Source organism: Parviterribacter kavangonensis (assembly GCF_056863335.1).
The window spans coordinates 75,796-101,145 of sequence record NZ_JBXPJA010000003.1 but is presented as its reverse complement, the minus strand read 5'-3'; the positions used below and the strand labels follow the sequence as shown (position 1 = coordinate 101,145).

The 25,350-nt window shown below is 74.2% G+C and carries 27 protein-coding genes and 1 tRNA gene; 14 read left to right on the top strand and 14 right to left on the bottom strand.

Annotated elements, in window-relative coordinates; translation table 11 throughout:
• The first annotated feature begins 10 nt into the window (after window positions 1-10).
• Complete coding sequence (locus tag AC1UE4_RS20315; RefSeq protein WP_482919152.1) at window positions 11-748, top strand: pyridoxamine 5'-phosphate oxidase family protein; 738 nt, start codon at window positions 11-13, stop codon at window positions 746-748.
• On the opposite strand, the gene AC1UE4_RS20310 is transcribed toward AC1UE4_RS20315, so the two are convergent.
• Genes AC1UE4_RS20310 through otsB form a run of 3 tightly spaced genes read right to left on the bottom strand, consistent with a single transcriptional unit; the run spans window position 637 to window position 2,943 of the window.
• Entirely contained in the window at window positions 637-1,602 is a 966-nt protein-coding gene (locus tag AC1UE4_RS20310) for a glycosyltransferase (RefSeq protein ID WP_482919151.1), read from the bottom strand. The two genes, AC1UE4_RS20315 and AC1UE4_RS20310, sit on opposite strands and share 112 nt — an antisense overlap.
• Complete coding sequence (locus AC1UE4_RS20305) at window positions 1,599-2,129, bottom strand: hypothetical protein (RefSeq protein ID WP_482919150.1); 531 nt, start codon at window positions 2,127-2,129, stop codon at window positions 1,599-1,601. The genes AC1UE4_RS20310 and AC1UE4_RS20305 overlap by 4 nt, the downstream gene beginning before the upstream one ends.
• 7 nt (window positions 2,130-2,136) lie before the next feature.
• Entirely contained in the window at window positions 2,137-2,943 is an 807-nt protein-coding gene (gene otsB, locus AC1UE4_RS20300; RefSeq protein ID WP_482919149.1) for a trehalose-phosphatase, read from the bottom strand.
• An 18-nt stretch (window positions 2,944-2,961) separates the two neighbouring features.
• On the opposite strand from otsB, the gene AC1UE4_RS20295 reads away from it, so the two are divergent.
• Genes AC1UE4_RS20295 through AC1UE4_RS20285 form a run of 3 tightly spaced genes read left to right on the top strand, consistent with a single transcriptional unit; the run spans window position 2,962 to window position 4,031 of the window.
• Window positions 2,962-3,324, top strand: a complete 363-nt coding sequence (locus AC1UE4_RS20295; protein WP_482919148.1) for a sulfite exporter TauE/SafE family protein — start codon at window positions 2,962-2,964, stop codon at window positions 3,322-3,324.
• Window positions 3,325-3,708, top strand: coding sequence for a sulfite exporter TauE/SafE family protein (locus tag AC1UE4_RS20290; RefSeq protein WP_482919147.1), 384 nt, complete (start codon window positions 3,325-3,327; stop codon window positions 3,706-3,708).
• 20 nt (window positions 3,709-3,728) lie between these two features.
• On the top strand, window positions 3,729-4,031 hold the full coding sequence (locus AC1UE4_RS20285) for a hypothetical protein (protein ID WP_482919146.1): 303 nt from the start codon (window positions 3,729-3,731) through the stop codon (window positions 4,029-4,031).
• Here AC1UE4_RS20285 and AC1UE4_RS20280 read toward each other — a convergent pair.
• Complete coding sequence (locus AC1UE4_RS20280; protein ID WP_482919145.1) at window positions 4,028-4,936, bottom strand: SGNH hydrolase domain-containing protein; 909 nt, start codon at window positions 4,934-4,936, stop codon at window positions 4,028-4,030. The two genes, AC1UE4_RS20285 and AC1UE4_RS20280, sit on opposite strands and share 4 nt — an antisense overlap.
• 94 nt (window positions 4,937-5,030) lie before the next feature.
• Window positions 5,031-6,347 carry a glycosyltransferase gene (locus tag AC1UE4_RS20275; RefSeq protein WP_482919144.1) on the bottom strand — a complete coding sequence of 439 codons (1,317 nt, stop codon included), beginning with the start codon at window positions 6,345-6,347 and terminating at the stop codon, window positions 5,031-5,033.
• Between the two features lie 133 nt (window positions 6,348-6,480).
• On the opposite strand from AC1UE4_RS20275, the gene AC1UE4_RS20270 reads away from it, so the two are divergent.
• Entirely contained in the window at window positions 6,481-9,258 is a 2,778-nt protein-coding gene (locus AC1UE4_RS20270; protein WP_482919143.1) for an ATP-binding protein, read from the top strand.
• Window positions 9,259-9,301: 43 nt separating this feature from the next.
• Window positions 9,302-10,771: a calcium-binding protein gene (locus AC1UE4_RS20265; protein WP_482919142.1), complete on the top strand. Its 1,470-nt coding sequence runs from the start codon at window positions 9,302-9,304 to the stop codon at window positions 10,769-10,771.
• Between the two features lie 5 nt (window positions 10,772-10,776).
• On the opposite strand, the gene AC1UE4_RS20260 is transcribed toward AC1UE4_RS20265, so the two are convergent.
• Complete coding sequence (locus AC1UE4_RS20260) at window positions 10,777-12,225, bottom strand: phospholipase D-like domain-containing protein (protein ID WP_482919141.1); 1,449 nt, start codon at window positions 12,223-12,225, stop codon at window positions 10,777-10,779.
• Window positions 12,226-12,297: 72 nt separating this feature from the next.
• Here AC1UE4_RS20260 and AC1UE4_RS20255 point away from each other — a divergent pair, with 72 nt between their 5' ends.
• On the top strand, window positions 12,298-12,468 hold the full coding sequence (locus AC1UE4_RS20255) for a hypothetical protein (RefSeq protein WP_482919140.1): 171 nt from the start codon (window positions 12,298-12,300) through the stop codon (window positions 12,466-12,468).
• A gap of 48 nt (window positions 12,469-12,516) precedes the next feature.
• Here the strand turns inward: AC1UE4_RS20255 and AC1UE4_RS20250 are convergent, their stop codons facing one another.
• The 4 genes from AC1UE4_RS20250 to AC1UE4_RS20235 all read right to left on the bottom strand — a co-directional run bounded on the left by AC1UE4_RS20250 (window position 12,517) and on the right by AC1UE4_RS20235 (window position 14,010).
• Window positions 12,517-12,684, bottom strand: coding sequence for a hypothetical protein (locus AC1UE4_RS20250; RefSeq protein ID WP_482919139.1), 168 nt, complete (start codon window positions 12,682-12,684; stop codon window positions 12,517-12,519).
• Window positions 12,685-12,838: 154 nt separating this feature from the next.
• Window positions 12,839-12,921, bottom strand: a tRNA-Sec gene (locus AC1UE4_RS20245).
• 23 nt (window positions 12,922-12,944) lie between these two features.
• Window positions 12,945-13,118 (bottom strand): hypothetical protein, encoded by a 174-nt coding sequence (locus AC1UE4_RS20240; protein WP_482919138.1) that lies wholly within the window; start codon window positions 13,116-13,118, stop codon window positions 12,945-12,947.
• A 25-nt stretch (window positions 13,119-13,143) separates the two neighbouring features.
• Window positions 13,144-14,010: an HDIG domain-containing metalloprotein gene (locus AC1UE4_RS20235; RefSeq protein WP_482919137.1), complete on the bottom strand. Its 867-nt coding sequence runs from the start codon at window positions 14,008-14,010 to the stop codon at window positions 13,144-13,146.
• A 28-nt stretch (window positions 14,011-14,038) separates the two neighbouring features.
• Here AC1UE4_RS20235 and AC1UE4_RS20230 point away from each other — a divergent pair, with 28 nt between their 5' ends.
• Window positions 14,039-14,920: a PAC2 family protein gene (locus AC1UE4_RS20230; RefSeq protein ID WP_482919136.1), complete on the top strand. Its 882-nt coding sequence runs from the start codon at window positions 14,039-14,041 to the stop codon at window positions 14,918-14,920.
• A gap of 1 nt (window position 14,921) precedes the next feature.
• Here the strand turns inward: AC1UE4_RS20230 and AC1UE4_RS20225 are convergent, their stop codons facing one another.
• Entirely contained in the window at window positions 14,922-18,041 is a 3,120-nt protein-coding gene (locus AC1UE4_RS20225) for an ATP-dependent helicase (RefSeq protein ID WP_482919135.1), read from the bottom strand.
• A gap of 26 nt (window positions 18,042-18,067) precedes the next feature.
• Between AC1UE4_RS20225 and AC1UE4_RS20220 the strand changes: the two genes are divergently transcribed.
• The 4 genes from AC1UE4_RS20220 (at window position 18,068) to AC1UE4_RS20205 (ending at window position 22,623) form a co-directional block, all read left to right on the top strand.
• Window positions 18,068-18,910, top strand: coding sequence for an inositol monophosphatase family protein (locus tag AC1UE4_RS20220; RefSeq protein ID WP_482919134.1), 843 nt, complete (start codon window positions 18,068-18,070; stop codon window positions 18,908-18,910).
• Window positions 18,907-19,956: a zinc-dependent metalloprotease gene (locus AC1UE4_RS20215; RefSeq protein ID WP_482919133.1), complete on the top strand. Its 1,050-nt coding sequence runs from the start codon at window positions 18,907-18,909 to the stop codon at window positions 19,954-19,956. The genes AC1UE4_RS20220 and AC1UE4_RS20215 overlap by 4 nt, the downstream gene beginning before the upstream one ends.
• 632 nt (window positions 19,957-20,588) lie before the next feature.
• Window positions 20,589-21,302, top strand: a complete 714-nt coding sequence (locus AC1UE4_RS20210) for a hypothetical protein (protein ID WP_482919132.1) — start codon at window positions 20,589-20,591, stop codon at window positions 21,300-21,302.
• Between the two features lie 166 nt (window positions 21,303-21,468).
• Window positions 21,469-22,623, top strand: a complete 1,155-nt coding sequence (locus tag AC1UE4_RS20205; RefSeq protein ID WP_482919131.1) for an Mrp/NBP35 family ATP-binding protein — start codon at window positions 21,469-21,471, stop codon at window positions 22,621-22,623.
• Here AC1UE4_RS20205 and mug read toward each other — a convergent pair.
• Entirely contained in the window at window positions 22,620-23,189 is a 570-nt protein-coding gene (gene mug / locus AC1UE4_RS20200; RefSeq protein WP_482919130.1) for a G/U mismatch-specific DNA glycosylase, read from the bottom strand. The two genes, AC1UE4_RS20205 and mug, sit on opposite strands and share 4 nt — an antisense overlap.
• Window positions 23,138-23,404: a 4Fe-4S dicluster domain-containing protein gene (locus AC1UE4_RS20195; protein ID WP_482919129.1), complete on the bottom strand. Its 267-nt coding sequence runs from the start codon at window positions 23,402-23,404 to the stop codon at window positions 23,138-23,140. Before AC1UE4_RS20195 ends, mug begins: the two co-directional genes overlap by 52 nt.
• 35 nt (window positions 23,405-23,439) lie before the next feature.
• Between AC1UE4_RS20195 and AC1UE4_RS20190 the strand changes: the two genes are divergently transcribed.
• Together AC1UE4_RS20190 and AC1UE4_RS20185 are read left to right on the top strand one after the other, a co-directional pair.
• On the top strand, window positions 23,440-24,063 hold the full coding sequence (locus AC1UE4_RS20190) for a sulfite oxidase-like oxidoreductase (protein ID WP_482919128.1): 624 nt from the start codon (window positions 23,440-23,442) through the stop codon (window positions 24,061-24,063).
• A 13-nt stretch (window positions 24,064-24,076) separates the two neighbouring features.
• Entirely contained in the window at window positions 24,077-24,961 is an 885-nt protein-coding gene (locus AC1UE4_RS20185) for an NAD(P)H-binding protein (protein ID WP_482919127.1), read from the top strand.
• On the opposite strand, the gene AC1UE4_RS20180 is transcribed toward AC1UE4_RS20185, so the two are convergent.
• A complete protein-coding gene (locus tag AC1UE4_RS20180) occupies window positions 24,962-25,348 on the bottom strand; it encodes a cupin domain-containing protein (RefSeq protein ID WP_482919126.1) in 387 nt (128 codons plus the stop codon). It lies immediately after the preceding gene.
• Window positions 25,349-25,350: the final 2 nt, after the last annotated feature.

The following is a 25,350-nucleotide window of genomic DNA, read 5'->3' as shown; positions in this document are numbered from 1 at the left end:
GTCTCGGACCATGGCTCGCATCGACCCCACGCCGAAGACCCGCGTCAAGCGCGTGCCGCAGCGGGCCGACTACGACCGCTCCACCGTCGAGGCCATCCTCGACGAGGCCATCGTCTGCCACCTTGCGTTCGTCCACGAGGGCCAGCCGTTCTGCATCCCGACGCTGCACGCTCGCGTGGGAGACACGATCTACCTCCACGGCTCGGCGGCGAGCCGGATGCTCCGCACGCTCGAGCAGGGCGTTCCCGCGTGCCTGACCGTGACGCACGTCGACGCGCTCGTGCTCGCGCGGTCCGCGTTCCACCACTCGATCAACTACCGCTCGGCCGTCGTCGTCGGGACGCTGACGAACGTGCCCGACCCGGAGGAGAAGGAACGGGCGCTCGAGGCGTTCACCGAGCAGCTCGTCCCCGGCCGCTGGGCCGACATCCGATGGCCGAACCGCAAGGAGCTGAAGGGGACGAAGGTGCTGGCGATGCGGCTCGACGAGGCGTCCGCGAAGGTCCGCACCGGCGGGCCGGTCGACGACGAGGAGGACTACGCGCTCGACGCGTGGGCCGGCGTCGTGCCGCTGACGCTCACCGCCGGCGCTCCGGTCGCCGACGACCGGCTGCGCCCCGGCATCGAGCGCCCCGCCTACGTCGACGACTGGGACCCGAGCAGCCGCGGCAGCAGCTCGGACGCCACGGTGGCGTCGACCGCGCCGGGCGCGAACGGGGCGAGCAGCTCCGCCGCTCGTGCCGCGTAGCCCGGCGCCGGATCGTCGAGCGCCGTCCGCAGCGCGCCCGCGAGGTCGTCGCCGACGAGCCGCGGGTCAAGCTGCCGCGCGAGCTCGCGCGCCTCGTACGGACCGGGCGCGTCGGTCGTCACGAGCAGGCACCCGTCGGCGAGCGCCTCGAGCTGCGTGATCCCGAAGTCCTCGCGCCGCGGCGCGACGACGTAGACGCGCGTGCGGCGCAACAGCGCGCGGAACGCCTCGCCGCGCGCCTGCTCCACCCGTACGCCGGGCGCGCGGACGTCGTGCTCGGTGACGACGACGAGCTCCTCGCCGTCGCGCCGGACCTGCTGCCAGGCGGCGAGCACGCGCGCGAGCCCCTTCTTCACCGGATCCGACGCGTAGATGAGCGCGGCGATGTCGCGGTCGCCCGTGCCGGGCGGAGAGGGCGCGATCGGCGGCGGGACGACGACGCGCTTCGCGAGGTCTCCACCCTCGGCGACGCGGCTCATCGGAACGAGCAGCGGCGCCTGCGCGAGACGGCGCCGCTCGACTGGGCGCTGCCAGAGTCCATGCCGCCCCGGCCGGTTCTCCAGCGCGAGCGCGTCGTACCGGATCGCCCCCGGCCGCGGCCACAGGAGCGCGGCCGTGGTCGTCGAGTAGAGGATCGAGCGCGGGCCATGCTCGGCGATCGCCCGCGCCGCCGAGCGCCGGGCCGCCCGGGCCTGGAGGAAGTCGGTCGCCATGAACGTCCGCACCTCGGAAGGGAGCGGGACCGAGGCGACCTCGACCGTCGCGCCCGCCCGCCGCATGGAGGCCGCCAGCGCATCGTCCGCGACCCGCCACCCGTGCGTCGAGCCGAGCGAGACGAGCAGGACGTCGATCACACCGGGTCCGGGAGAGCCGGCGGTGCGACGCGGCGGAAGCCCGGCGTCCGGACGAGCTGGATCGGCCGGAACGGGGAGGTGCGCTCGAGGTAGAAGGCGACGCCGTCACGCTCCTCGATCGCCGTCACGGCGGCGTCCTGCTTGCGCCACGACAGCGACCAGATGACCGCGAAGCCCGCCGCGATCGCCGGCACCTGCGGCGTCACGAGCGCCAGCGCCGCGGACAGCAGCAGCACGACGAGCAGCGGCCACAGGCGGTTCAGCAGCACGCGCGTCGCGCTCTGCTGGTCGGGCAGCGACGACGACGCGCGCGCGCCGGCGAGCAGCCGCGCGATCGGCGGCGTCGTCTCCCCGCGCCGGCCCAGCACGATCCCGATCCCCGCCGCGACCGTCCACCACGCGGCCGCGAACGCGAGCAGCCCGATGTCCTGATCGGCGGCCGCCGCGGCGACGGACGCCGCCGCAAGCGCGGTCGCGGCCGCGGCGCACGCCAGGACGGTGGCCTTCAGGAAGTCGACGAACCGCACCGCCGTGTCAGTCCAGCAGCGCTTGGAGGAGCTCGCGCACCCCGCGCGTGCCGTCGACGAGCACGTCGGACGCGGACTCGAGCTCGGCGGGCGTCTCGTCGTCCGAGCGCACGCCCACGCAGACCGCGCTGTTCAGGCGGCCGCCGTCGACGAGCTCCCGCAGCCCGCGGAACGCGTCGAGGTCCGTGCGGTCGTCGCCGACGTAGAGCGCGGCGTCGAGGTCGGCGTCGCGCAGCAGCCAGTGGATCCCGCGGCCCTTGTCGAGCGCGACCGGCGGCCGCACCTCGAGCACCTTGCGGCCCCAGTGGATCGCGAGCCCGGCCGCCTCGGCCTGCGCCGCCAGCTCCTTCACCGCGACCTCCGCGGCGTCCTCGTCGGGCGCGCCGCGCCAGTGGAACGCGACGATCGGGCCTTTGTCCTCGACGCGCACGCGGAGGAACTGCAGCTGCTCGCCCGAGTGCTGCTCGACGAACTGGTGCACGCGGCGCTGCCACGCGGCGGCCTCGCGCTCCTGCTCGACGCGGGTGCTGCCGGGGCGCAGGAGCTCGGCGCCGTGGTTGCCGAGGTACGCGATCGACCCGAGCGACACGATCTGCCGCGCCATCGCCGCGCGCCGGCCGCTGACGCAGGCGACGACGCCGTACTTGCGGGCGACCTGGATGAGCACCGCCCGGGTGCCCTCCGGGACCTGCGCGTCGTCGGCATGACGGACGATCGGCGCGAGCGTCCCGTCGACGTCGAGGAGGACGGCCGAACGGGTCGGATCGGCGCGCAGCGGCGTCAGTGCCTCGCTGAGCGTGGCGGCGGGTGGCACGGGACCTAGTATGCCGCCATGCGCGGTCGCCGCACGTGGACCCTCGCGGCGATCGGGACGGCCGGCGGCCTGTTCAGCGGGCTCTTCGGCGTCGGCGGCGGGATCGTGATGGTGCCGCTGCTGATCCTGTGGCTCGGGTACGAGGAGCGGCTCGCGACGGGCACTTCGCTCGGCGCGATCGTGCTGATCGCCGGGTTCGCCGCGCTCGTCCAGGGCGTGTACGGGAACGTCGACGTCGGCAAGGGGCTGCTCGTCGGCGTGCCGGCGGTCGGCGGCGTGCTCGCCGGCACCTGGCTGCAACAGCGCGTGCACGTGCGGTGGATCTCGATCCTGTTCGCGCTGCTGCTCGTGGCGGTCGCGATCGACCTCGTCGTGTCGTAGGTGCTCTGGGCCGTCGTCATCGGCGTCCTCGCCGGCGTCGTCGCGGGGATGCTCGGCGTGGGCGGCGGGTCGCTGTTCGTGCCCGCGCTGGTCATCTTCCTCGGGCTGAGCCACGTCGAGGCTGAGGCGACGTCGCTGCTGGCGATCGTGCCGGTGGCGCTCGTCGGGTCGTGGCGCCAGCACCGGTACGGCAACGTCGACGTCCGCGACGCCGTGCTCCTCGGGGTGCTGGCGACCGTCGGTGCGGGCGCGGGGGTCGTCCTCGCGAACACGCTGCCGGAGCGCGCGCTGAAGCTCGGCTTCGCCGCCGTCCTGGTCTACGCCGCGTGGCGGCTGGCACGATCGGCGCTCCGCGGGGAGCCGGCCGCGACGGCGGAGCGGTAGCGCCGCCTACGCTGTCGGGCATGCCCACCTGGCCCGTCGCCGCCGGATCGATGGTGCTCGCCTTCGCCGTCGCGGACGTCACCGAGGTCCGCGGTTTCGGCGGTCTCGTGCTCGTCCTCGCCGCCGTGTGGTGCGCCCAACGCTGGATGGAGCGCGTCGGCCGCGCGGCCGCGATCGGCCTCATGACGTTCTGGCTCGTCGCGTTCGTCGTCTCGCACCTGCTCGGCGACGTGCTCGGCACGTGGGGGGCGGTGCTCTTCACGTCCTCGGCGGTCGGCGCCGCGGCGTGGTCGGTCGCCGACGCGCGGCCGGCCCGCGTCTAGCGCAGCAGCGGGAGCAGCTTGCGCCGCAGGTACGGCGCCAGCGTCGCGCCGTACGTCGCCGTGATGTGGCTCTCGTCCTTGTGCACGAGCGCGCCGCCGATCACCGGGTAGCAGAGCTGCGCGTCGCAGAACCAGCGCGTCATGTCGATCAGCCGGACGCGGCGGTCGGTCGAGCGGCGAGCGGCGATGGCGGCGGGATCGACGGCGAGGACGCGCGAGCGGCTGACGGCGCAGAGCCTGCCGGCGTCGCGCCCCCTCGCGAGCGCGGCCGTGACGCAGGACCGCACGTCGCCGGGGTTGCCGGGCGTGTCGCGGATGACGATCACGCGCTTCACCGACGGGGGCAGCGCGTGCCACGCGTCGAGGTACCCGTCGATCTCGGCCTCGAGGCCGCCCGCGACGTGCGGGCGGTGCTGCGAGACGATCACGGTGCGGACCTCGTCGTGCGCGCTCAGCCACGCGGCGAGCGCCGGTCGCCACTGCAGGCACTTCGCGCGCACGAACGGATCGAGCACCGGCGGCGCCGCCGAGAGCGGGCAGCCGAGCCGCGACATCCGGTAGCCGTGCCACTTCCGGTCGAGCGCGATCGGCCCAAGCGCGGCGCCCCAGTGCACGGCGTGGCTGTCGCCGATCAGCGCCACGAACCCCTTCGCCCGGTCCTCCGGCACCCCGAAGTGGCAGACCATCGGGAACGATCGCCGCCGGACCGAGCACGGCGCGTTCGGCAGCCGCAGCGCCTGCCGCGGCGTCGGCGTGACCATCGCCCGCAGCTTCGCGTTCGAGCACGGCTTCAACGGGTCCAGCGACGCCGCCCCGAAGCAGCGAGGGACGGCCTTCCCCGCGGCCGCCGAGGGCAGCGCGAGGAGGAGGAGCACGGCGAACAGCGAGAGCGGCAGACGACGCATCCGGGTTGCGGCAGTCTGCCGGAGCCCCGCCCGAACGCGCAACCGCCCCTCACCGCGGCGACCCTCCGAAGACCCTCTGGTGGCGGCGAGGCTCTCACCGCCGGGCGCGGGCGGCGAGGTCCTCGAGCTCCGCGACGGCGAGGTCGGTGCGGCGCTCCTCCTCCATCACCGCGGCGACCCTCCGGGCGTTCTCGGCGAAGGCGGGGCGCTCGAGGACGTCCCTCACGGCGCGGGCGATCTTCTCCGCGGGGGCGGTCTTCGGGAGGCGGAGTCCGGCGCCGGCCGCGACGACGCGGGCGGCGACGTCGGGCTGGTCGCGGCCCATCGGGAGGACGACGAGGGGGACGCCCGCCGCGAGGGCCTTCGCGGTCGTGCCGTGGCCTCCGTGGGTGACGACGAGGGACGCATGGCGCAGCACCTCGGTGTGCGGCGCGGACCGGACGACGCGGACGTTCGGCGGGGCGTCGATCGTCGCCGGGTCGATCGCGGGACCCGTCGTGACGAGCCCGCGGACGGGCAGCCCGCCGAGCGTGGCGGCCGCGCGCGCCAGGAGGTCCTGCTGGTCCATGAAGCTCGAGCTGAGCGCGACGAGGACGAGCGGCCCCTCGCCGGCCGGCGGCTCGAAGGGCGCCGCCCACGCCGGGTCGTCGAGCCGCGCGCCGGCGATCCGCACGTGCTCCGGCGGCGACCAGGTCGGCAGCTCGATCGCGCGGCTGGTCAGGACGAGCAGGCGGTCCCAGTCCTCGAAGATCCCGAACGCGTCGTGGAGCTCGGGCAGCCCGAAGGACCGCCGCGCGGCGTTCAGCGGCACGAGGCCCTGGCCCCAGATCCGGATGAGCACCCGTGCGGCGATCGCCCGTCGCAGCCGGGCGAGCGGACCGTTCTGCAGGCCGAGGCCGGTGCCCGCCGGCGGGACGCCCCAGCCGGGGACGCCCATGATCGTCGTCGCGATCCCGGCCGTCCGGACGCCCGCCGCTCGGGCGCCGACCAGCACGCCGGGCAGTAGGTGGTCCGCGGCCACGACGTCAGCGGGCCGGCGACGCAGCTCCGCCGCGGTGTCCTCCGCGAACAGCGCCGCCGGCCCGCACGTCAGCGCGTCGCGCAGCCGCGTGCCCGCCTGCATCGGGCTGCCCACCTCCCAGTCGCGCAGCACCGCCCCGACCCGCTCCTCCGAAGAAGACCGGTGCGGCGCCCGCTGCCACGGGACGAACGTGGCCCCCGACGCCTCGACCTCGTCGCGCAGCACCGGATCGGCGAGCACCCGGACGGCATGGCCGCGGGCAAGCAGAGAGCGGGCGATCGAGAGCATCGGCCCGGCGTGGCCGCCGCCGTCCCAGGTGGCGAGCAGGACGTCGCGCGGCGACGGAAGAGCGGCCTCGGAGGCGGGCGGGCGGAGGAGCGTCGTGGTCATGACGGCGACGCTCCCACCGGCGGAGAGACCCCGGAAGAAGCGAACCCCCCGCGGAACCCCCGCGCGCGGAGAGTGGGCGGCGGGCGGAGATCGCACGGGCGCGTGCGATGACGGTTAGGGTTCGCTGACCCGGATGACCCTCGTCGGACGCGACACGGAGCTGGGGGCCGTCGCCCGCGCGCTGGATGGCGTTCGGGCCGGTGGGTTCCACGCGCTCGTGATCACGGGGGAGCCGGGGATCGGGAAGACCTCCTTGCTTGCGGCGGCCGCGGAGGAGGCGACGGCGAAGGGCCTGACCGTGCTCAGCGCCCGCGCGGTGGCCCACGAGCGCGACGTGCCGTTCGCGCTGGCGGCCGCGCTGCTCGACGACCACGCCGGAAGCGCATCGACGGTGACGCTCGAGGCGTTCGCGCCCGACCTCGCCGCGGCGCTGCCGTCGATCGCCGCGCCCGCCGCCGCCCCGCCCGACTCCGCGGGAGAGCGCTTCCGCTACCACCGGGCACTGCGCGCGCTGCTCGACGACGTCGCCGCCGGACAGCCGTTCCTGCTCGTCGCCGACGACGTCCAGTGGGCCGACGAGGGATCGTTCGAGTGGCTGCTGCACCTCCTCCGTCGCCCCCCGAAGGCACCCGCCCTTCTCCTGCTCGGAGCCCGGCCGGGGGACGCGGCGCTCGCGCTCGTCGCCGCCGCGCGCGAGAGCGGCGAGCACCTCCCGCTCGCCCCGCTGACGAACGACGACGCGAAGGCGGTGCTCGGCGGGATCGACGACGCGCCGCTCATCGAGAAGCTCGTCGCGGAAGCCGGCGGCAACCCGCTCTTCCTGCATGAGCTCGGCCGCGCCGCCGCGCGCCACCCGGACGAGCTCCCCGCGACGATCGCGGCGGCCGTGCAGCAGGAGGCGGCGGACCTCCCGGACGATGCCCGCGCGCTGCTCGCCGCCGCGGCGGTCGCCGGCGACCCGTTCGACGACGACATCGCCGCGGCCGTCGCCGGGCTGGACCGGCCCGGCCCGGCGCTCGACGCGCTCGTCCGCGCCGACCTCGTCCGGCCCGCGCCGACGGGCCGCCGGTTCTCGTTCCGCCACCCGCTCGTCCGCCGCGCCGCCTACGACGTCGTCCCGCCCGCGCAGCAGCTCGAGCTGCACGCGAAGATCGCCCGCGAGCTGGGCCGGCGCGGCGCCTCGGCCGCCCTGCGCGCGCCCCACGTCGAGCGCAGCGCCGTCACCGGCGACACCGCAGCCGCCGACCTCCTCGACGCGGCCGCGACCGAGGCCGCCGACACCGCGCCCGCCAGCGCGGCGGGATGGTGGGCGACGGCGCTGACGCTCCTCGGCACCGCCGAACCGGAACGACGCCGGGAGCTGCTCACCAAGCGCGCCAACGCGCTCGCCGCCGCCGGCCGGCCCGACGAGGCGCTTTCCGCGTTCGACGCAGCGCAGCAGCTGGGCCCCGACGCGGCCGCCGCCGCCGCGGCAGCGGCGATCGAGCGGATGACCGGCCGCAACGGCGCGGCGCGCGGCCGGCTGCTGGCCGCGCTCGACCACGCGGAGGGGGAAGAGCGCGCGCAGGTCGAGCTGGAGCTCGGCGTCACCGCGTTCAGCACCGGCGACCTCGACGGCGCGCAGCACCACCTCCGCGAGGCGATCACCGCCTGGCCCGACGACAGCCTCGCCGCCCGCACGCTGCGCGGCGCCTTCGAGGTCTTCGCGGGGATGCTCTCCGGCGAGCGGCCGACCGAGGACCTGGCGCCGTTCGAGCGCGGCGCCCTGGAGCTGCCGCCCGACCGCTTCGACGTCGTCGGCTGGGTCGGCACGCTCGCGTTCCAGTGCGAGCGCTACCACCACGCGGCCCGCCTGCTCGCGCGCGCGACGGCGCCGTCGCGCAACCAGCGCGCCGGCACGATCGTCGCCCAGTACCGCGCGTTGCTCGCCGTCTCCCTGCTCTTCGACCTGCGCCCCGCCGAAGCGCTCGCCGAGGCCGAGGCCGCCGAGGAGGGCGGGCGCCTCCACGGCTCGCCGCTGCAGGCGGCGTGGGCGGGCTCCACGCGGGCGCTCGCGCTCGACGTCCTCGGCCGGCGCGCGGAGGCGGAGGCGGCCGCGACGACCGGGGCCGCGGACCTCACGGCCGCGGAGCCGGGGATCATCGCCAGCGTCTCGTCCGCGCTGAACGCGTCGATCCTGCACGCGCACGACCCCGAGCGGATGCTCGCCGAGATCCACGCGCTCGTCGGCCCGATGCTCGCCCGAGTCTCGAGCCTGCTCGGCCCGATGGTCGACGCCGCCATCGCGACGGGCCGGCTCGACGAGGCCGAGCAGTGGGTGGACGAGCTCGGCCGCGAGACCGACCGGTTGCGCCTGCAGGCCGGCCGCTCGCGCGTCGCCCGCGCGCGAGCCGAGCTGCGGCTCGCCCGTGGCGATGCCGCCGCCGCCCTGCCCCACGCCCGGACGGCCGTGCACATCGCGGACGAGGCGGTGCTCAGGCACGACGGCGTCCGGGCGGCGACGACCTACGGCCGGGTGCTGGTGGCGGCGGATGAGCGCAACGAGGCGCACGAGGTGCTCGAGGCCGCGCTGGCGGAGGCGAGCCGCGCCGGCGCCGAGGCCCTCGCCGCCGAGGCGTCGCGGGCGCTGCGCGCCGCAGGCCTGCGCCGCACCGCGCGCGGGCTGCGCGCGAGCGCCGCCGGAGGCGCCGCCGATCTGACGCCGCGCGAGCACGCGATCGCCGACCTCGTGGCCCGCGGTCGCTCCAACAAGGAGGTCGCCGCGGAGCTGTTCCTCTCGGCCAAGACCGTCGAGAACAACCTCTCGCGGATCTACGCCAAGCTCGGCGTGCGCTCGCGCGCGCAGCTCGCGAGCACCCTCGCGGCCGAACGGGAGAACGGCGGGGGATCCCCCTCTTCCGGCGGGGGGTGATCGACGGGGATCGTGGCTCCACCCACCCGGCAGGAGCCACCCGATGATCCACAAGACACCCATCACCCTCTTCACCGGCGCCGTCCTCGCGGCGGCCGTCTCCGCCGGCCTGCCCGCCGCCGCGAGCGCCTCGACCGTGTCGCTCGAGGGCGACGTGCTCGTCGTTCGCGCCGCGCCGGGCGAGACGAACTGGCTGACCGTCGGCCCCAGTGAGGACGAGCCCGGCAAGCTGCAGATCGGCGACAACAGCCTGCCCGAGGCGGACCCGTCGCTCTGCACGACGCCCGAGTGGTCGTACTCCTTCATCACCTGCGTCGCGCCCCCCGGCGGCGTCCGGCTCGAGGCCGGCGACGGCCAGGACATCATCGACGTCCACGACAAGCTGCCGGCGAGCGTCCACGTCGTCGGCGACGGCGGCGCGGGCAACGACACGCTCCGCGGCGCGAGCTTCACCGAGACGACGGACGAGCTGCTCGGCGGCGCCGGCAACGACAAGGTCTACGGCGGCCTCGGCGCCGACGCCATCGACGGCGGCCCGGGCGACGACGAGGTGGAGGGCCGCGGCGGCCCCGACGCCGTGCGCGGCGGCGACGGCAACGACAAGCTGCTCGCCGACTACTGGGAGGAGATGAGCACCGACGTCGTCGACGGCGGGCCGGGCTACGACCAGATCGAGATGAACTGGCAATCCGGTGGCTCGAGCACGTACCAGCCCCCGATCGACGTCTCGGTCGACGGCGTCGCCAACGACGGGCGGCCGGGCGAGAACGACGACGTGACGGGGATCGAGCGGATCTACCTGACCGCAGCGGCGACGCTGACCGGCTCGGACGGCAACGACGAGCTGACCGTCTTCAACACCGACGGCACCGGCAGCAAGCTCGTCGGCCGCGGCGGCGACGACCAGCTCTCCGGGTTCGACCTCGACGACGTCATCGACGGCGGAGCGGGCGCGGACGCGATCGAGGGCGGCTACGGCAACGACACGATCGTCGGAGGGCCCGGCCGCGACGTCATCAACGGCGACGTCAGCGGGACGTCGTGCCACTGGATCCAGTGCCGCATGCCGTACGGCAACGACACGATCGACGCCCGCGACGGCGAGGCCGATCAGGTCACCTGCGGCATCGGCGAGGACAGCGTGAAGGCCGACGCCGCCGACACCGTCGCACCGGACTGCGAGACGGTCGACAAGGGCGGCGCCGCTCCCACCGGCCCGACGGGCCCCGGCGGCGACCAGCAGTCGCAGGGCGGCCCGACCACGACCGCGGGCAAGCCGGTCGTGATCTCCTCGGTGCGCGCCCGCCGCCGCGGCGCGAGGATCACCGTCACCGGCCGCGCGACCGGCGCGGCGAAGGTGACGGTCACCGCGACGCGCGCAGGGCGCAGGGTGGCTCGCGCCTCGGCGCGCGTGCGCGGCGGCCGCTTCACCGCCCGCCTGCGGACGCGGGCGAAGCGCCTCAAGGTGACCGTCGCTGCCGGCGCGACGAAGGCTGCGCTCACCGTCAGGTGAGCGGCTCAGCTGTCGACGACGATCGCGTCCATCGGCCCCAGCAGCCGTTCGATCCTGCGCGAGCTCGGCTTGAGCTCGCGCAGGCGGTGGGTGCGCGGGCGACCCGCCGCGCGAAGCTCGTGCTCGCGCCGGGCGATCGGGATCCAGTGGCGATCGACCACGTCGGCCGGGTCGCCCTCGATCTGCTCAGCGGGCAGCGCGAGGTGCTCGCTCCACAGCCGCAGCCGGGTCTGGCGGGCGAGGCGCGGGTCGTGCACCTGGACGTTGACCTCGGTGTCGTTGAGGAACGAGTGGGCGTTGAGGTTCGCCGAGCCGATCGTCAGCCAGCGGTCGTCGACGATGCCGATCTTCGCGTGCACGTACACGGGATCGACGGTCGCGCCCGTCATCGCGTCGATCGTCGTGGCCAGGAAGCGCCCGCGCCCGTCGTCCGCGTCGGCCAGCAGGGCGAGCATGCCGCGCGTGTCCTCCTCGCCGTTGTTGGCCTTCGACGGCAGCAGCACCACGACGCGGAACCGGTCGCTCGGCGGGTCGCGCAGCTTCGCGCTCACCGCGTCGACGAGCTCGGGCAGCCAGAAGAACTGCGACTCGAGGTAGATGAGCTCGCGGGCACCGCGGATGGCGCGCAGGTAGCTCTCGAGGACGCCGAAGGCACCGTCGGGCAGCTCGTCGTAGGTCCGCTCGGGGATCGTGCGCACGAGCTGCACGGTGACGTCGCCCGCCGGCTCCGGAACCGGGACCGGCGGCAGCCGCTCGCCCGTCACCGCCGTCCAGCGCAGGTCGAGGTGCTCGGCGACGTCCGCGACGATCGGGCCGCGCAAGCGAGTCCCGGCGTCGTGCCAGCCGAGGCGCCCGCGCGCCGGATGGTCGGAGGTGTCCCAGCGGTCGCCGCCGAGGTCGGTCAGGTCGACGCCGCCGACGAACGCGAGCTCGTCGTCGACCACGACGAGCTTCTCGTGATGGCAGTGCAGCAGCCGCTCGCGGTCGTCGACGGCGACGCGGATCCCCGTGCCGTCGCTCAGCTCGCGGGCGTCGGCGCGGACGTCGGCTCGCGACGGGGTGAACGCGTGGAACGGGGCGCCGGCCCAGAGGAGCACGCGCACGTCGACACCGCGCGCGACGGCCTCGCGCAGCAGCTCCCGCAGGACGGCCGGCGGCTCGCCGCGCTCGAGCGCGAAGTGCGGCGCCGAGTGCCAACCGGCGATCCGCACCGATCGCCGTGCCGCGCGGATCGCCTCCGCGATGGCCGGCAGCACCGTGGCGCCGTCGATGAGCACCTCGAGCGAGCAGCCATCGCGCGGGGGCGGCGCCTCGCGGCACCACAGCGTGCCGTCGTCGGGCGGGTCCAGCGCGTCCATCCGGCCGTGCCGCCGCAGCCGGTACCGGTGATGGGCCGCCAGGGAGCGCTCGAGCGCGCGCCCGATGGCGAGGTCGACGCTGCCGAGCGGATCCACGCGTCTGATCATCGCGGGCCGGGCGGGATCGCGACGCTTCGCGGACCACGAAGCGGTACGGTCGAGGTCGACATGCCCGATCAGAGACCGCAGCAGTCGAATCGGCGACCGCCGAGCAAGACCCCGGCCGAGCGGTCGGAGGAGTTCACCTCCACGCAGCGCCGCCTCAAGGAGGAGGCCGCCCAGCGACGGGAGGCAGCCGCCGAGAAGGCGGCCGCCGAGAAGCCCGCCCGCGACGACTGACCGGCGCGGGGCGTCCTCCGGCGAACGCCCCGCCCACCCACTGCGTCGCTACTTGCAGAGCCCGTTCGAGCCGGGCGGCGTGTTCGGCCCGTGCGTGTGGCAGTCGCTGCTGCCCGGGGCGTCGTTGGCGCCCGGCAGCGTCGTCTGGGCGGCGAACGCGGTGCCCGACAGCGCGAACAGGCACGCGAGGGTGCCGGCCACGACCTTCTTGCGCATGGCTGCTCCTTTGGTTGAACAGTTGACAGCCAACGACGCGATCCTCTCTTCTGCCGCTGCGTGACCGACGGGGATCTTCCGTCTCGCTGAAGCGACGGCCGCCGCTCCCGTTGGTCAGGCGCCTCCCCGGGGGTGAGGGTCGATCAGCACGAGGCGGCGAAGGAATCGAACCTTCCAAGCGCGGGGTTGCCGCGCCCTGCCGGTTTTGAAGACCGGATCGGCCACCAGGCCGGTGCCGCCCCGCGGCGCAACCTAGATGGTCAGCGCGCGAAGCGGCCCGTGCGCTCCTCGAGCGCCGGGAAGACCTGCCGCGTCTCGACGCGGCCGCCGATCAGCGCGGCGTCGCGCTCGGCGTCCGCGCGCACGTCGTAGACCGCGCACTGGGCAGTGCCGTCGTCGTCGGTCCAGAGCAGGACGTGCACCTCGCGGTCCATGCCGCACGTCCTACCCCGAAGCGGTTCACGGCAAGCCGTGCTCCAGCGCGCCCTTGATCGAGGCGTCGAGGGCGTTCAGCCGGTACAGCGCCAGCGCCTCGGGCGAGACGAAGCGGCGCGCCGGGGCGCGGTCCGGACCGTGGTGCGTCAGGACGCAGTGCGACAGCGCCAGCCAGCGCGGCTCGTCGAGCACTCCGCGCGCCCGGTCGCGCAGCAGCTCCAGCCCCAGCTCCACGTGGCCGAGCAGCCGGCCGGCGTCGCTCACGGCGATCTCCGCGCCGTACGTGAACTCGCGCGTCTTGCCGAGGTCGTGGACGATCGCCGCCGTGATGAGCAGGTCGCTGTTGAGCCGCACGTGCAGCGTGCATGTCTCGAGCGCCAGCTGGGCGACCGCGACCGTGTGCTCCAACAGGCCGCCGAGGTACGCATGGTGCCCGTCGCGCGTACACGGCGCGCGCCGCCACTCCGCCCGCAGCTCCTCGTTGGCCAGCAGCCCCTCGAGCAGCGCGAGGAACGGCTTGTCGTGGACCTCGCGGGCGAGGTGCTCGAGGAAGCCGTCGAGCTCCTCGACGTCGCGGTAGGCGACGGGCAGGAACGCGGCCGGGTCGGCGGTCTCCTCCGGCGCCTTCGCGATGTCGGCGAGCTCGACCTGCAGCTCGTCGCGGAAGCGCTCGACGCGTCCGCGGACGCGCACGAGGTCGCCGCGCTCGAACCGCCCTGCCAGCACGTCGGCATCGCGGAACGCGCGGGCGCCGATGCGCCCAGTTGCGTCGCGGAGCTCGACCGCGAGGTACGGCGAGCCGGTCCGCGTCGTGAGGCGGTCCTTGCGGGTGCAGGCGAAGACGCCGGAGACGTCCTGGCCCGCGCGAAGCGTGGCGACGGAGTCGGCCATGGGCTGACCATCTTCTACTCTGACCCGGATGCCGCCGCTCGAATGGGAGAGCCGGCCGGACGGCCTCCGCGCCCCCGCGCTGGTGTGCGCGTTCAAGGGCTGGAACGACGCAGGAGACGCGGCCTCGGCGGCCGTGTCGTACGTGGCCTCGTCGCTGGGCGCGACCCGCTTCGCGCGCATCGATCCCGAGGAGTTCTTCGACTTCCAGGCGACCCGCCCGAAGGTCCGGATCGACGACGGCGCGACGCGCCAGATCGACTGGCCCGAGGTCGAGGTCTTCGCCGCTCGCATCCCGCGCGCCCCGCGGGACCTCGTGATCATCCAGGGCAGCGAGCCCTCGATGCGCTGGCGCACGTTCTGCCGCCTCGTGATCGAGCTGGCCGAGGCGCTCGGCACGCAGCTCATCGTCACGCTCGGCGCGCTGCTCGCCGACGTGCCGCACTCGCGGCCCGTCTCGGTGACCGGTATCACGACCGATCCGATGCTCACCGACCGGCTCAGCCTGATCCAGGCGACCTACGAGGGCCCGACGGGGATCGTCGGCGTCCTGCAGGACGCGTGCTCCAAGGCCGGCATGCCCGCCGCCAGCCTGTGGGCGAGCGTCCCGCACTACGTCGCGGCCGCGCCGAACCCCAAGGCGGCGCTCGCGCTCGTGCGCAAGCTCGAGCAGCTCGTCGGCGTGTCGGTCGACGCGGAGGAGCTCGAGTCCGCCGCCGCCGACTACGAGCGCCAGGTGAGCCTCGCGGTGCAGAGCGATCCGGACGTGCAGGCCTTCGTCGAGCGGCTCGAGGCCGCCGTCGAGGAGGAGGAGGCCGAGGCCGCGGCCGGCGACCTGCCGAGCGGTGACGTCCTCGCCCGCGAGTTCCAGCGGTTCCTGCGCCAGCGCGGCAACGAGCCGCCGCGGCAGTAGCTCAGCGCTCCGACGCCGGGCAGACGATCCGGTAGTCGCACATCGAGCATGCCGCGTACGACGGCGTCGGCTCGAAGCCCTGCGACAGGATCCCGTCGGCGACGGTGAAGACGGTCTCGCTGACCCACTCGCGGTCGACCGCGCCGGGCGGCAGCGGGACCTTCTCGTCGTCGAGCACGTAGAGGTAGGACTGCGACGACGCGTCGAGGTCCCACGCCTCCCGCGCCGCCATCGCGTAGACCGCGAGCTGCACGTCGTCGCGCAGCTGCGCCGGCGTCTTCGGGCGGCCGGTCTTGTAGTCGATGAGCTCGTAGCCGCCGTCGGGCAGCCGGTCGACGCGGTCGACGCGGCCGCGCAGCATGTGCGGGCCGAGGCGGAACGAGAACGAGCGCTCGAACCACACCGGCTCGGCGTCGGACGCCGACCAGCGCTCGAGGTAGCGCTGCAGCGCGCTGACGGCCTTGCCGTGCAGCTGGCGCTCCTGGTCGGTCGCGCCGAACCCGCTGCGCCGCCAGCCCGCCTCGAGCAGCCCCGCCATGTCGTCCCAGCTCGTCATGCCGCCGACGTGGAAGCGCTCGAGCACCTGGTGGACGACGATGCCGAAGCGCTGGTTGATCGTCGGCTCCTGCGGGATGCGGAAGACGCGCGCGAACTTGTACTTCAGCGGGCACGTCCGGTACGTCTCGATGTCCGAGGCGCTCAGCATCAGCCCGTCGCCGCGCTTGGGGAGGAACGGCTCGAGCGACGGCTCGGCTCGCGCGGCGATGGCGGCGGCGCGGGCGCGCTCGTCGCGCTCGGCCTCGAGCAGCGCGTCGTCGAGCGCGCTGGTCTGGAGGATGTCGCGCTGCTGCGGCGTGACCGCCTCGAGCAGCCGCGCGTTGACGCCGGGCAGCGCGTCGGCGACGGACTGGCCCGCCGGACGCTCGAGCAGCGCGGCGAGCTTGACGAGCTCGAGGTAGCGGACGACCGCGTGCGAGATGTCGAGGTCGGTGTCGAAGCGCAGCTCGCCGAGGCGGGTGCCGACTCGCGGCAGCTCCTCGAGCAGCTCGTCGCGCAACCCGCGGAACGTCGCGTGCAGCGTCTCGTCAGGGCCGAAGAGCTGCTCCTCGCGCTCCGCCCAGTCGGCGTGCGCGGCCACGCGCGCCTCCTCGAGGAACGGCGACGGCACCTGCTGCGTGCCGCGGTCCGAGCGCTCCGCGTACGCGAGCACGAGCCCGCGCCGCGCCCGTGTCATCGCCACGTGCAGCAGCCGCCGCATCTCGGCGACGTGGGCGGCGCGGCTGTCGGGCGGGAGGCGCTCGTGCAGCAGCGCGTCCGGGAGCGGCTCGTACGCGTGGCGCCGGGCGCCCGGCATGCGCGCGCTGTGGAGGCCGAGCACGAAGACGTGGTCGAACTCCATGCCCTTCGCCGCGCGCATCGTCATGACGGCAACCGACCGCGGACGGCCCTCGGGCGCCGCCTCCTCCTCGCGCAGCCCGGCCTCGGCGACGGCGGCGATCTGGCGGGCGAACTCGCGCGGCGTGGCCTGCGGCGCGCGGCGGACGTAGGCGGCGGCGAGCTCGCCGAGGCGGGCGAGGTTCTGCAGCCGCTCGACGACGTCGGCGCTGGCGCTGAAGAGCTGCTGGCGGCGCAGGCCGAGCCGCTCGACGAGCCGGTGGATGAAGAGGTCCGGCCGCGTGGTGTCGAGCTGGGCGACGGCTTGGCGGTGGAGCTTCAGGAAGCCGAGGATGCGCTCGCGCGCCTCGGGCGGCAGCTGGGGCGACTCGGTGGCGGCGACGAGCGCGCTGACCATGTCGAGCTTGCGCCGCCGGGCGATCTGGATGCAGCGGGCGAGGTCGGCGCTGCGCAGCTCGATCGGCGGGCGGGCGAGCGCCCTGACCGCCGCGCCGGCGTCGGCGGGGTCGACGAGCAGCCGCAGCCACGCGAGGACGTCGCGCACCTCGGCGCGCTGGAAGAACGCGGCGGCGCCGACGACGCGGAACGGCACGGCCCGCTCCTCCAAGGCAAGCGCGACGGCCTGGCCCTCGTTGCGGACGGACCGGACGAGCACCCCGATGCGCTCCGGCTTCTCGCCCTCGCGGATGAGCCGCTCGATCTCGGCGGCCGCGCCCTGGGCCTGGGCGCGCTCGTTCGCGCAGCGCCAGAACGCGATGTCGCCGCCGGGCGCGGCGTCCTCGATCTTCAGCCCGAGCCGGTCGGGGATCGGGGTGACGACCGAGCGGGCCGCCTCGAGGATCTTCTCGCGCGACCGGAACGACTTCTCGAGCGAGATGACCGTCGCCTGCGGGCGCCTTGCCGTGAAGTCGCGGAGGTTCTTCGTCGCGGCGGCGCGGAAGCGCGTGACCGCGGCGTCGTCGTCGCCGGCCGCCGCGATGGTGCCGCCGGCGGCGAGGAGGTCGAGCAGCTCGAGGTGCGCGAGGTCGAGGTCCTGGTACTCGTCGACGAGCAGGTGGCGGACGCGCGCGGTGACCCGCTCGCCCGCTCCCCCCTTCAGCAGCGCGATCGTGCGCAGGACGAGGTCGCCGGTGTCGAGGCTGCCCTCGGAGGCGAGCAGCTCGTCGTGGTCGGCGAAGAGCTGGGCGAACTCGCGCTCGCGCTCTCCCCGCTCCCCCTCGATGTCGGCGGCCCACCGCGCGTAGTCGTCGGCGGAGACGAGCTCGAGCTTGCAGCGGTCGATGCGCTCGATCACCGACGCGAGCAGGGCGCTCGGGTTGCCGAGGAAGTCGTGGCGGCGCAGCGTCAGCTCCTCGACGCGGTCGAGCAGCAGCGCGAGCCGGTCGGCTCCCGTGGCCGGCACGAAGAACGGATCCAGGCCGGCGGCGGGTGCGTGCTCGCGCAGGATCCGGGCGCAGAGGTCGGGGACCGTGGTGACGTTGAGCTCGCCGAACGGCGGGTTCAGGACGTCCTCGATCGTCCTGCGGAGCGTCTCGGCGGCGGCCGCGGTGGCGGTCACGGCGACGACGTCCTCGGCCGGCGCTCCCTGGTCGACCAGCCAGGCGAAGCGGTCCACGAGCACCCTCGTCTTGCCGGTGCCGGAGCCCCCGAGGACGAGCAGCGCATCGCCCTCGTGGGTGACCGCCCGCCGCTGGGCGGCGGTCAGCTGATCGAGGCGCTCGGACACGGCGCCTATCGTATGGAGCGGTGACCGTGACGCCGGAGGCTCTTCAGGCGGACTGGCTGGGAGCGTCCCGCCGGGCCACCGACGTCCTGCGCGGGATCCTGCGCGACAACCCGACGAGCCGCGAGCGCGTCGAGGAGACGGGCGAGCGCGGGGAGGGCGGCGATCGGACGCTGGTCATCGACCAGGCGTCCGAGGACGGCGTGTTCGCCGAGCTCTCGCGGCTGCACGACGCCGGCGCGCGGTTCTCCGCTGTCTCGGAGGAGCGCGGCGAGGTCGACTTCGGCGGCGACGACGTGCTCGTCGTCATCGATCCGATCGACGGGTCGCTGAACGCCAAGCGCGGGCTGCCGCACGTGGGCATCTCGATCGCCGTGGCCGACGGGCCGACGATGGCCGACGTCGCGTTCGGGTTCGTCGCCGACCTCGGGACCGGCGAGGAGTGGGTCGCCCGCCGTGGAGGGGGCGTGCTCTACAACGGCGCTCCGCTGCCCGCGCCGCCGCCCGAGCGCCGCGACCGCAACGGCCGGCTCGAGGTCGTGGCGATCGAGTCCGCCGACCCCCGCTGGATCGCGCCGCACATCGGCGCCCTCGAGGATCGCGTCCACCGCCTGCGGGCGATCGGGTCGATCGCGATCTCGCTGTGCCAGGTGTCCATGACCCGCGTCGACGGGATGCTGACGCTGTGGCGCACTCGCGCGGTCGACTGCGCTGCGGCGCAGCTGATCGTGCGCGAGAGCGGCGGCGTGGTCGCGTTCCCGGCGTGTTCCGACCCGCTCGGCGCGCCCCTCGACCTCGCTCCCCATTCGCCGCTCGTCGCGGCGCGAACCCCGGACGGACTCGAGGTGCTCAAGGCGGTGCTCGACCGATGATCGACTGGAAGCTCGCCCGGCGCATCGGCGGCTACGTCGCCGGCGACGAGCCGACCGAGAAGGCGTCGCTGCCGAACGACCTCCAGGGGCTCGTCGACGACGCGCGCACGCGGGTGAGCGACTACACGGGCCTGCAGCCGGCGCGCCCGGTCCCGCCGCCCGAGGCGGTCGACCGCGGGCGCTGGCTCGACTTGAACCTCGTGTCGATGCAGGCGGTCGTCGAGCCGCTGACCAAGAAGGTCGACAAGGGCACCACCGCGGCGTCGCACTTCCTGCGCGCCGTGACGGGCGCGCTGCTGGCCGCCGAGGTCGGCGTGCTCAGCGGCTACCTCTCGCAGCGCGTGCTCGGGCAGTACGAGCTCGTCCTGCTCGACCCCGACGCGCCCGAGCGGCTGCTGCTGGTCGCTCCCAACCTGAAGCAGGCGGCCGACCGGCTCGACGTCCCCGAGCACGACCTCGTCGCGTGGGTGGCGATCCACGAGGTCACGCACGCGGTGCAGTTCACGTCGGTGCCGTGGCTGCGCGAGCACCTCGCCGGCGAGCTGCGCGGCCTGCTGGAGAGCGTCGACGTGAAGATCGACTACGGCGCCGCGATCAAGCGGCTGCCGTCGACGGGCCTCGACGACGTGAAGGAGCTCGTCGCGCGCGTGAAGGAGGGCGGCCTCGTGACGCTCGTCGCCGGCCGCGACCGGATGGCGATCATCGACCGCGTCCAGGCGACGATGGCGCTGATCGAGGGGCACGCCGAGCACGTCATGGACGCCGTCGGCCGCGACGTCCTGCCCTCGTTGGACTCCCTCCGCGATGCTTTGGACCGCCGCCGGACCGAGAAGTCCCCCGCGGTCCGGCTGCTCGAGAAGCTCCTCGGCCTCGAGCTCAAGATGAAGCAGTACGAGCTCGGCCGCGCGTTCTGCGACGAGGTCGTCGAGATCGGCGGCATCGAGGCGCTCAACCGAGCCTGGTCGTCCCCCGAGGCGCTCCCCTCCCTGGAGGAGATCTCCGCGCCCCGCCGCTGGCTCGACCGCACCGCCAAGCTCGCCGCCTAGGCCCGCCCCGCGCCGCGCCGGCCGCCCCGGGGGTCCCCATCCGGGCGGCAACGGCCCGCCCGCCCACCCGAACCTCCCGGCCCATCTACGCACCGCCGCCGCTGGCTCGAACCGGTGCGACATCGTCGCGGCCACCCGAAGTCGCCTCCTCGCGGCCACGCGAAGTCGCCTCCCCCGGGTGCCTGTCACTCGGGTGCCTGGTACCTCGGTGCCACCCGGGCCGGTGGAGTCGCGCTCGAAGGTCAACAACGCGACAAGCGGCGCGCTCCCGAGACGCCGTGTCGCGTTAGGCACCGCATAGGTCAACAACGCGACACGCCCTCGATCCGGCGGTCGCCGTGTCGCGTTGTCCTCCCTCCAACGCCAAAAACGCAGCACGCGCGCACCTCGCGAGGAGGCTTGTCGCGTTCTGGGGCGCTCTACGCCCACTACGCAACACGGGCGAAGAAACCGGGGGGCGCCGTTCCCCTGACGCCACGGACGCCCCACAGAAGATGAGGAGCGAACCCTTGTGGCCGAGACGGGCGAACGGGCGTTCTGTGACGTAGGTCACTTGGGCGTTTCTCCGAACGCGTGTTCTGGTACCTTGTTCTACGGAGCTTAGATGTAAGCAAGTTACCGAGAGGGTGACCATGGCTACCACCAACGGCAGCACGAAGACCACGAAGACCACGACCAACCGGTCCACCGCGTCGCGCAGCGGCTCGACTCGCAGCGCTTCTACGCGCAGCACGTCGCGCAGCACCGCGCAGCGAAAGACCACCGCGACGCGTCGCAGCACCACGGCGAAGAAGGCCCGCACGACGGCCAACTCGCGCGCCGCTTCGCGGAACACGAGCCGTGCGACCGCGCGCACGCAGACGACCGTCGCCCGCGAGGCCGCTCAGGCTCGCAACGAGGCGAACACGATCGTCACCCGCGTGGGCGACGTCGCCGAGCGCACCGTCCTGACGTACGTCGGCGCGACCCTGACCGCGCGTGACGCCGTCACCGGCTTCGTCGGCACGTACAGCGACAGCGCCAAGCTGCAGCGCGAGCTGAAGTCGCGCCGCACCAAGCTCGAGCGCACCTTCAAGGGCTTCGAGCGCCGCGGCACGACCGCCCGCAACCGCGTCGAGCGTGAGCTCAAGCGCCGCCGCACGCGCCTCGAGCGCGAGATGCGCCAGCGCACCGGCCGCTTCGAGCGCGACGTCAACAAGCTCGTCGCCGACGCCCGCAAGTCGGACGTCGCCCAGCAGGCGAACCTCGTCGGCGCCACCGTCGAGAACGTCGCGCAGGGCGCCGCGCTGGCCGGCACGAAGGCCGCCCGCGAGGTCACGGCGCGCGTCGCCAAGGCCGTCGCGTAGCGACCGGCGCTTCCCCGCCCGCCGCGACCGGAGAGGCGCGGCGGTGCGGTAGAGCTCGCCGATGTGGAAGTCGGTGAGAGCAGCACCCTCTCCTCCCCAGACGGGCCGCCCTCGGGCGGCCCGTCGTCGTTCGGGGCCGAAGGGACCCTTCTCCTACACTCGAAGCATGTCCAGCCGCGACCACATCGTCGACGCGCTCCGGTCCGTCATCGACCCGGAGCTGCACAACAACATCGTCGAGCTGGACATGGTCCGGTCGATCGACATCGCCGAGGACGGGGCGGTCGCCATCACGGTGTCGCTCACGACCCCTGGCTGCCCGATCCGCAACCACTTCCAGACCGCCGTGCACGACTCCGTGATGGGGCTGCCCGGCGTCTCGCGCGTCGACGTCTCGTTCGACGTCCTCACCGACCAGCAGAAGGCGGCGCTGCAGCGCAAGCTCGGCCGCCCGCAGGGCCTTCCCGAGGGCGCGCTCGCCCAGGTCCACAACGTCATCTGCGTCGGCTCGGGCAAGGGCGGCGTCGGCAAGTCGTCGCTGACCGTCAACCTCGCCGCGGCGCTCACCGCCGAGGGCAAGCGCGTCGGCATCCTCGACGCCGACGTCTGGGGCTACTCGATCCCGCGCATGCTCGGGCTGGGCGGCCAGCGTCCGCCGGTCTCGCCGCAGCGGAAGATCATCCCCCTGGAGGCGGGCGGCATCAAGGTGATGTCGATCGGCTTCTTCGTGCAGGAGGACTCCGCTGTCGTCTGGCGCGGGCCGATGCTGCACAAGGCGCTCACCCAGTTCCTCGAGGACGTCGACTGGGGGGAGCTCGACTTCCTGCTCGTCGACCTCCCGCCGGGCACCGGCGACGTGTCGATGACGCTGTCGCAGCTGCTGCCGCAGGCGAAGTTCCTGCTCGTCACCACGCCGCAGCCGACGGCCCAGAAGGTCGCCCGCCGCGCCGCCGAGATGGCGAACAAGGTCGACCTCGAGATCGCCGGCGTCGTCGAGAACATGTCCGGCTTCACGACGCCGGGCGGCGAGCGCTTCCAGATCTTCGGCGAGGGCGGCGGGCAGGAGCTCGCCGACGACCTCGGCGTCCCGCTGCTCGGCAAGGTGCCGCTGACGATGGCCCTGCGCGAGCAGGCCGACGCCGGCGTGCCGCTCAACGCGGTCGACCCCGACGACGCCGCCGCGGTGGGGATCCACCAGGCCGCGCGCGGGCTCATCGCGATGACGCCGCAGACGCTCCCGCTCCTGGCGGTCAGCCAGGTCGGCGGGGACCTCCCGACGGGTCCCGCGCCCGCCGGCACGGCGCTGCCGATGGCCGGCTAGCCAGCGCGCAGGCCCTCCGCGAACACCCGCGCCTCCGCGTACACCTCCGCCAGGCGGGGGAGCTGGTAGTGCGCGTTCAGGCCGCTCGGGTTCGGCAGCACCCACGCGGGCCGGCCGCCGACGTCCTCCGGCTGCAGCCCGAAGGCCGCCTTCGGGCGCGCGAACGCGACGCGCCACGCGGTGACGCCGACGATGGCGACGAGACGCGGCGCCCACGCGCGCACCTTCGCCTCCAGCACGGTGGCGCCGGCGCGCAGCTCCTCCGCCGACAGCTCGCTCGCCGCGCGCGTCGGTCGCGCGACGAGGTTCGTGATCCCGGCTCCGAACGACGGCAGCAGGCCGTCCTCGTCGGGCTGCAGCCGACGCGGCGTGAAGCCGGCGGCGTGCAGCGTGGGCCAGAACCGGTTGCCCGGCCTGGCGAAGTGGTGTCCGACCTCGGCAGAGCGCAGGGACGGGTTGATCCCGACGAAGAGGACCCGGAGGCCGGGCCCGCCGACGTCGGGAAGCGGCTGCTCTACGCCTTCGACTTGAAGTAGTCGGCGTTGATCTGGATGAACCGGGTCCACTCGTCGGGGACCTGGTCCTCCGCGAAGCACGCGTCGACGGGGCACGCCTCGACGCAGGCGTCGCAGTCGATGCACTCCTCGGGGTCGATGTACAGCTGCTCAACCGAGTCGTAGTCGGGCTCGTCGGGGGTCGGGTGGATGCAGTCGACCGGGCAGACCTCCACGCAGGAGTTGTCCTTCTGACCGATGCAGGGTTCAGCGATGACGTAGGCCATTGGTCGCCGGATGCTAACGCCTAGAGTTCGGGTCCATGGCCATCACCTCGAAGATGCTCGGGGCCCGCGGGCAGAAGCAGGCGAAGGAGCGCGGGATCGACCCGGGCCGCATCCCGCCCGGCCAGTACCTGACCGAGCGCTTCCCGGTCCTGACGTACGGCCCGAACCCCGCCTACGACCTCAACGACTGGTCGCTGTCGATCTGGGGCGAGGTCGAGGAGCCGTACTCGCTGCGCTGGGACGAGCTCATGGCGCTGCCCCAGCACGAGATCACCGTCGACATCCACTGCGTCACCCGCTGGTCGAAGCTCGACACCACGTGGGTCGGGGTGAAGGTGAGCGACCTGCTCGACCGCGCGAAGGTCAAGCCGGCCGGGACGCACGTGATGGCGCACAGCGACGGCGGCTACACGACGAACATCCCGCTCGCGGCGCTCTACGACGACGACGTGATCGTCGCCCACACCTACGCGGGCGAGCCGCTCGAGCACGACCACGGCGCCCCGCTGCGTCTCATCGTCCCGAAGCGCTACTTCTGGAAGTCGGCGAAGTTCCTCCGCCAGCTCGAGGTGATGCCCAAGGACAAGGAGGGCTTCTGGGAGCTGAACGGCTACCACAACGACGCCGACCCCTGGCAGGAGCAGCGGCATTGGTTCTAGTCGCTGACTCCCGATGATCCTGCTCACGGGAGCGAGCGGGGACGTCGGCGTGCCGCTGCTGCGCCGGCTCGTGGCGCTGGGGCACCCGGTGCGCTGCCTCGTGCGCGACCCGCGCCGGCTGGGGAGCGAGCGCGTGCGCGTGCAGATCGCGCTCGGCGACCTCACCGACCCGCCGTCGTTCCGCAACGCGCTGCGCGGCGTCAAGACGGTCGTGCACCTCGCGGCGTCCGGGCGCGACCAGCCGCGCGGCTCGATCGAGGAGCTCAACGGCATCGCGACCTGGCGCCTCGTGCAGGCGGCCGAGCGCGCGGGCGTCGAGCACTTCATCTTCTTCAGCGCGCTGTCGGCCTCGATCCACGACCGCACGCGGTTCCTGCGCGCGAAGGCGCTCGCCGAGCAGGCCGTCGTCGAGTCGGGACTGCGCCACACCGTCTTCGCGCCGTCGCTCGTGTTCGCCGAGGGCGACCGGCTGCTGCGCTGGCTCGACCGGCTCTCGCTGCTGCCCGTCGTGCCGATGCCGGGCGGCACGCGCGCGCACTTCCAGCCGATCTGGGCCGACGACGTCGCGGCGTGCGTGGTCAACGCGCTCGACGGCCCGGCCGACCGCAGCAGCATGCGCTACGAGCTCGCCGGCCCCGAGACGATGACGGGCAACGAGGTGGCCGAGGCCATCCTTGCCGTCCGCCACCACGGCCGCCGCGTCCTGCCGGTGCCCGAGCCCGTCACGCGCGCCGGGCTGCGCGCCGCCGAGACGCTCATGAAGTCCAAGGCGCCCGCGACGTGGGACGAGGCCGAGCTGCTGCTCGTCTCGATGACGACCCCGCGCGGTACGGCGGACGCGGAGGCGCTCGGCGTGTCACCGCGCCCGATCCGCACCGTCCTCGCGGCCGTCGCCTAGCTAGTCGGTCCAGAAGCCGGGCTCGATCGCCCCGTCGCCCTCGTGGTGCGGGCCGAACGCGAGCACCTCGAGCCCGTCGTCCCCCGCCTCGAACGCGCGCATCACCTTCGGCGCGACCCGGATCGCGTCGAGCCGGCCGACCTCGCGGATCTCGTCGTCGAGCTTGATGCGGCCCGAGCCGCCCACGATGACGTAGACCTCCTCGGCCTCGTCGTGCACGTGCCCGAACCCCTGCCGCTTGCCGGGCTTGACGACGTGGAAGCTCACGCCGGTGGACTCGGCGCCGAGCGCCTTCATCGCGAAGCGCGCCTCCTGCCGGTCCTCGTAGCCGAACTTCGGCGCCGAGTCATCCACCTCGCGCAGGTTCGTGATCGTGAAGTCGCTCATGG

Bases quoted from the DNA above. Each gene is read 5' to 3' on its own strand.
- AC1UE4_RS20315 (WP_482919152.1), top strand. From the start codon at position 11: ATGGCTCGCATCGACCCCACGCCGAAGACCCGCGTCAAGCGCGTGCCG.
- AC1UE4_RS20295 (WP_482919148.1), top strand. From the start codon at position 2,962: ATGCGCGGTCGCCGCACGTGGACCCTCGCGGCGATCGGGACGGCCGGC.
- AC1UE4_RS20285 (WP_482919146.1), top strand. From the start codon at position 3,729: ATGCCCACCTGGCCCGTCGCCGCCGGATCGATGGTGCTCGCCTTCGCC.
- AC1UE4_RS20280 (WP_482919145.1), bottom strand. From the start codon at position 4,936: ATGCGTCGTCTGCCGCTCTCGCTGTTCGCCGTGCTCCTCCTCCTCGCG.
- AC1UE4_RS20275 (WP_482919144.1), bottom strand. From the start codon at position 6,347: ATGACCACGACGCTCCTCCGCCCGCCCGCCTCCGAGGCCGCTCTTCCG.
- AC1UE4_RS20270 (WP_482919143.1), top strand. From the start codon at position 6,481: ATGACCCTCGTCGGACGCGACACGGAGCTGGGGGCCGTCGCCCGCGCG.
- AC1UE4_RS20265 (WP_482919142.1), top strand. From the start codon at position 9,302: ATGATCCACAAGACACCCATCACCCTCTTCACCGGCGCCGTCCTCGCG.
- AC1UE4_RS20255 (WP_482919140.1), top strand. From the start codon at position 12,298: ATGCCCGATCAGAGACCGCAGCAGTCGAATCGGCGACCGCCGAGCAAG.
- AC1UE4_RS20250 (WP_482919139.1), bottom strand. From the start codon at position 12,684: ATGCGCAAGAAGGTCGTGGCCGGCACCCTCGCGTGCCTGTTCGCGCTG.
- AC1UE4_RS20240 (WP_482919138.1), bottom strand. From the start codon at position 13,118: ATGGACCGCGAGGTGCACGTCCTGCTCTGGACCGACGACGACGGCACT.
- AC1UE4_RS20235 (WP_482919137.1), bottom strand. From the start codon at position 14,010: ATGGCCGACTCCGTCGCCACGCTTCGCGCGGGCCAGGACGTCTCCGGC.
- AC1UE4_RS20230 (WP_482919136.1), top strand. From the start codon at position 14,039: ATGCCGCCGCTCGAATGGGAGAGCCGGCCGGACGGCCTCCGCGCCCCC.
- AC1UE4_RS20215 (WP_482919133.1), top strand. From the start codon at position 18,907: ATGATCGACTGGAAGCTCGCCCGGCGCATCGGCGGCTACGTCGCCGGC.
- AC1UE4_RS20210 (WP_482919132.1), top strand. From the start codon at position 20,589: ATGGCTACCACCAACGGCAGCACGAAGACCACGAAGACCACGACCAAC.
- AC1UE4_RS20205 (WP_482919131.1), top strand. From the start codon at position 21,469: ATGTCCAGCCGCGACCACATCGTCGACGCGCTCCGGTCCGTCATCGAC.
- AC1UE4_RS20195 (WP_482919129.1), bottom strand. From the start codon at position 23,404: ATGGCCTACGTCATCGCTGAACCCTGCATCGGTCAGAAGGACAACTCC.
- AC1UE4_RS20190 (WP_482919128.1), top strand. From the start codon at position 23,440: ATGGCCATCACCTCGAAGATGCTCGGGGCCCGCGGGCAGAAGCAGGCG.
- AC1UE4_RS20185 (WP_482919127.1), top strand. From the start codon at position 24,077: ATGATCCTGCTCACGGGAGCGAGCGGGGACGTCGGCGTGCCGCTGCTG.
- AC1UE4_RS20180 (WP_482919126.1), bottom strand. From the start codon at position 25,348: ATGAGCGACTTCACGATCACGAACCTGCGCGAGGTGGATGACTCGGCG.